Origin of the sequence: Butyrivibrio sp. WCE2006 (genome assembly GCF_000701985.1) — a bacterium.
Lineage (GTDB): Bacteria > Bacillota > Clostridia > Lachnospirales > Lachnospiraceae > Butyrivibrio.
This window is the reverse complement of the sequence record NZ_JNKH01000076.1, coordinates 1-5,034: the sequence shown is the minus strand read 5'-3', so window position 1 is coordinate 5,034 and position 5,034 is coordinate 1. Positions and strand designations below refer to the sequence as shown.

At 34.9% G+C, this 5,034-nt stretch carries 4 protein-coding genes and 1 pseudogene; all 5 read left to right on the top strand.

The window, feature by feature from the left end; translation table 11 throughout:
• Window positions 1-253 precede the first annotated feature (253 nt).
• The 5 genes and pseudogenes from ybaK (at window position 254) to T501_RS19130 (ending at window position 4,945) form a co-directional block, all read left to right on the top strand.
• Window positions 254-730 carry a Cys-tRNA(Pro) deacylase gene (gene ybaK, locus T501_RS19150; protein ID WP_026508997.1) on the top strand — a complete coding sequence of 159 codons (477 nt, stop codon included), beginning with the start codon at window positions 254-256 and terminating at the stop codon, window positions 728-730.
• A gap of 44 nt (window positions 731-774) precedes the next feature.
• Window positions 775-1,362 (top strand): annotated as a pseudogene (locus T501_RS19145) (flavin reductase family protein); the annotation flags it as partial.
• Window positions 1,363-1,647: 285 nt separating this feature from the next.
• On the top strand, window positions 1,648-2,412 hold the full coding sequence (locus T501_RS19140; protein ID WP_050008420.1) for an MBL fold metallo-hydrolase: 765 nt from the start codon (window positions 1,648-1,650) through the stop codon (window positions 2,410-2,412).
• Between the two features lie 197 nt (window positions 2,413-2,609).
• On the top strand, window positions 2,610-4,487 hold the full coding sequence (locus T501_RS19135) for a glycoside hydrolase family 27 protein (RefSeq protein WP_044917093.1): 1,878 nt from the start codon (window positions 2,610-2,612) through the stop codon (window positions 4,485-4,487).
• The gene (locus T501_RS19130) at window positions 4,484-4,945 is read left to right on the top strand and encodes a hypothetical protein (RefSeq protein ID WP_044917091.1); all 462 of its coding nucleotides are present in this window, start codon (window positions 4,484-4,486) and stop codon (window positions 4,943-4,945) included. Before T501_RS19135 ends, T501_RS19130 begins: the two co-directional genes overlap by 4 nt.
• Window positions 4,946-5,034: the final 89 nt, after the last annotated feature.

Genomic DNA, 5,034 nt, shown 5'->3' with positions numbered 1-5,034 from the left:
TCTTTTTTTATTCAATAGGAAATTCCTTCGGATTTCCTATTGAATAAAAAGCGCTCCGCTATGGATGCGACTGGTGCGCAGATGAATTTTGCAAGCTAAAGCTTTCGCGCACCAGCGCGCAAAGAGTTGCGATCGACTCTTTGTTCTTATTTTGTTATAGCGTTTGTGAACAGCATATTGCGATGTTATCCATTTGAAAAAAACAGTATTGATGATAAGATTAACAAAAGAACAAAAATATAAGGAAATAGTTATGGCTAAAGAAGATAAAACAAATGTAATGAGAGTTCTTGAAGGTAAAAAGATACCTTATACCAGTCACATGTATGAACCTGATTCATCCATGAGTGGTGAAGAAATAGCTGCTATATTAAATGAAGATGCAGACAGGGTTTTTAAGACTCTTGTTACTCAAGGTAAATCAAAAGAATATTATGTTTTCGTAATTCCGGTAAAAGAGGAGCTTGATCTTAAAAAGGCAGCGAAAGCTGTTTCTGAGAAATCAATTGACATGATACCGCAAAAAGAACTTTTACCACTTACAGGTTATGTACATGGCGGATGTTCTCCTATTGGAATGAAAAAAGCATTCAAAACGATAATACATGAGAGCATTACAAATGATGAGAAAATTTTCTTTTCAGCTGGTAAAGTTGGATATCAGGTGGAAATATCTGTAAATGATTTAAGTAAGGTAGTCAGATTTCAAACAGCAGATGTCTGTGTCTGATCGATAGTAATCATGTTAGAAGATATTTTACGAGGAGAATAATAATGGCAAAGGAAATTTGGAAGCCTGGAAATATGCTTTATCCGATTCCCGCAGTGATGGTAAGCTGTGGAAGAGAAGGAGAAAAGCCAAATATTATTACAGTTGCATGGGCAGGAAATGTGTGCAGTACACCTGCTATGTTAACAATTTCAGTGAGGAAAAGCAGATATTCACATAGCATAATAAAGGAAACCGGAGAATTTGTAGTTAATCTTACAAGTGCAGAACTTGTAAGAGCTACAGACTGGTGCGGTGTTCGTTCAGGAAGAGATTACGATAAATTCAAAGAGATGAGATTAACGCCACAGAAATCTCAAAAAATAAATGCTCCGGGAATTTCTGAAAGTCCTGTGAATATTGAATGTAAAGTGAAAGAAGTTATAGAACTTGGAACTCATGATATGTTTGTGGCAGAAGTTCTGTGCGTTACAGTTGATGATAAGTATCTTGATGAAAGAGGGCGATTTGATCTAAATGCAGCTGATCTCATCGCTTATTCTCATGGTGAATATTTTAAGCTTGGAAAAAAAGTTGGAAAGTTTGGATACAGTGTTACCAAAAAACAGGGTAAACAGCATCAAATCAAGAAAAATCGGGATGCTAATGAAAATTTTGCCATTGATAAGAAAGAGAAGAAAAATAAAAAGGCAGATAATATAAGCCTAAATAATGATAAGAATTTTAAAAGCGATAAAAAGGAAAATAAGCATAGTAAAAAAGAAAAAGTAAAAAAATCATCTGCTCTTAAGAAAAAGAACAAAAGGGGTTAAGTTATTTTTCTGAACAGATTATTATTATCGTAAGTTTTTGGGTGCTTGCGTTATCGTTTCCATTTGTAATGAGTCGGATAAAATTTTTAATTGAGGAGAAGGTTTATGGCTATTAAATTTATGCGCACAGGACAACAGGGAATCCTGGTTTGGGATGATGAAACAGGATATAAGTTTGGTATAGATTTATTTATTTCAGATATGGAAGGAAGACAGATAAAGAATCCTTTAAGTATGGATGATCTTAAAAATGTGTCTCTTCTTTTTGGTACTCATGATCATGTAGATCATATAGACAGAAGTGCCTGGTCGGAAATAGCAAAGATTCATCCACATATTAAATTTGTTGCACCAAAATTATTTGAGAAAACTTTACCTCAGGAACTGGATATCTCTGAAGAACGATTTATTTTTATTGATGAAGGCATTGCTTTTAATGATGGAAATATCCGGATAGAAGCAATTCCAGCAGCGCATGAATTTCTTGATACTGGAAGTGATGGATTACATCCTTATCTGATGTACATTATAACTTACAAAAATATCAGGCTTTGTCATATGGGAGATACATGCCTGTATGAAGGTGTATATCAGAAGCTTAGAGAAAAAGGTCCATATGATGTGATGTTTCCTCCGATAAATGGAAGAGATGCAAGGCGACTTAAGGACGACTGCATTGGAAATATGACTTATCAGGAAGCTGCAGATTTGATTGGAACTATAAAACCAAAGCTGGCAATTCCGGGACATTATGATATGTTTGCATTTAATGGTGCGGATCCGAAAGATTTTATAGATTATGTTGAGATAAAATATCCCGGACAGAAGGTAAAAACTCTGGAGGTATGTGAAGAATACACAATCGGATAAATCGTATTAATAAATACGCAGTAATTGCAGATATAAAGGCAAATATTGATAAGAGTATTTGAACAAATTACGTTAATTTAATATGGTAAAAGAGTATTCCGGGAATGTTCTTCCCGGAATATTTATATATGGAGAGTACTTAGTGAGGTCTACCGCAAAATTTGTGGATTTTTAGTAGAAAAATTTGGGAGGAAATCATGTTAAGACCGGATAAGTTAGACGATAATGGAAGATTTAGTTCCTTTGATAATGGAAAGATTTTGTTTAATAAGAAGAAAAACCATCTTCCTGCTATGGGATGGAATAGCTGGAATGCTTTTGGAAGTGGAAACACAGAAGAATTAACCAGGATAATGGCAGATAAAATTGTTGAACTGGGTCTGGATAAACTTGGCTATGAGTATGTGATTTTGGATGATGGATGTTATAAACCAGAAAGGATAGATGGAAAACTGTCCAATGAGGAAAACAAATTTCCAAATGGTTTTAAATCATTATCAGATTATATACATTCCAAGGGATTAAAATTTGGAATGTATAATGATATAGGTACAAACCTATGCGCCGGAGCAGCTGTTGGAACCTGTGGACATGAGAGAGATGATGCTGCAAGCTATATTGAATGGGGAGTGGATTTTCTTAAAGTAGATAATTGTTATTATCCATTTGATAATGCTACATTTTCTAATCCTGAGAATGCAGCATTTACATTTGCACCTGCGATAAGATCAATAAAAATTGTCAGAAATGAACAATCTCGAGAAGAATATACTTTTAATGCAATATCAGACGGAAAAATAACAGGGGATCGCGCGTTTATCGAAAATAACAGTGTTACAGGAATCGGAACATATGATGGAACGGGTCCTGAGGCTTCACCTGTTGGACTTAGAAGCAGTGAACTGATATTTAATATATGTGCTGATAATAAAGAGATAAAGTCAGTTAGTGGTAATTCTGATAAAAACGATAATTCTGCTGAAGAAGAAAACTTTACATGTCTATTAGAAATAGAATATCAGGATGGCAAGGAAGAAGGAAAAGGTAATTGGACTCAGATTGCTGTAAATGATGACATTATTTTTGACGATTTTATTTCAGAAGATGGGTGGCCATCTGAAAAAGATACAGATGATAAAAATGCACCTGATGAAGAAACTAAAGAGATTAAACCTTTTGAATGGAGTAAATCCATAAAGATCAATTTGAAAAAAGGTTCTAACTGTATTCGAATAATGAATCACAGAAGACAGGAGAATACACTTAATTCCTACGCAAGACTTCTCAAGGAACTGAACGAATTGAAGCCTGAAAATGATATTATTTATTCTGCCTGTGAATGGGGAAAAACTCATCCTCAGAACTGGGCATATAAAGTCTGTGACTCGTGGCGCATCTTAAATGATATTACATTCCGCGTAGGAAGTGATGGAGACCCCGGATTTGGAGCATGGAACCAGGATTATACAACTAGTGTTACAGCACAATACAATAAAGCAGTCATTATGGATGAATTTGCAGGTCTTTCAAAGGGATGGAATGATCCTGATATGCTAATGATAGGCATGAACGGACTTGATGAAGTTCAATGCAGAACACATATGACTATGTGGTGCATGATGAATTCACCTTTAATGCTTGGAATGGATTTAAGAAGAGTATCTGCAAATGACTGGATGTATAACATAATTGCCAATAAAGATATGATCTCATTAAACCAGGATGCGCTTGGAATACAGGCAAAACGTATTTTCTCAACACTTGCAGAAAAAGAACCTGATAAGGAATATATCAGGGACATAAACAGAATTGATGTTCTTGCAAAGCCTCTGTCAAATGGTGATTTTGCTCTTAGCTTTATAAATGTCAGTGAAGAAGGCAAAAATGAGAAAATCAGCGTATCGATAGAAGATATAATAGGGTATTTTGGGGAAAAGATTACCAGAGCTGATAGTTACAGTGTAAAAAATCTTTGGACAAAAGAGGCTGAAGAAAATAATTCAGGAATCTTTGAGATTGACGGAATAAAGGCCTGCGACAATGTGACATTCAGAATTTCAGCAATAGTATCATGAATATCGAGGAATTTATAGATTTTATAATAACTGAATATGAATCCGGAAAAAGCAAGGAAAGTGAAAAAGCTTTTCAGGAAAATAATGATTTCATTAGAGAAGAGCAACTAAACAAATTTTGGAAAAATGTCATGGCTCTGTTTTCCGAAAAAATGATAAAAGAAAAAGTATCCAGAAAAAATGCGGCAAGAATCCTATATGCTTTCTATAAAGATGTCTATAATGAGAGCGATATAGATTGGGGCAGTTCAAAAAAATTAAAAGATATTTATGAATGCCGGGTATGCGCAAATGCAATTGCTCAGATGTATGATAATGGAATATTGGAATCAGCTACAAAAGAATATTTTGGATTAAATGACATTCTAAGTAGTGATGAGCTGATGAAATCTGCCTTGAAACTCTTAAAGCATGACTTCTTGCAGGCAAAGGAAGAGATAACCATCAGGAATCTATAGATTCCTGTTTTTCCTCAGAAAAACGGGAATCGTATTGGACCAGGTCCTCGCGAAGCGAGGGGCGTGTCCTGCCGAAGGCAGGATTTTTG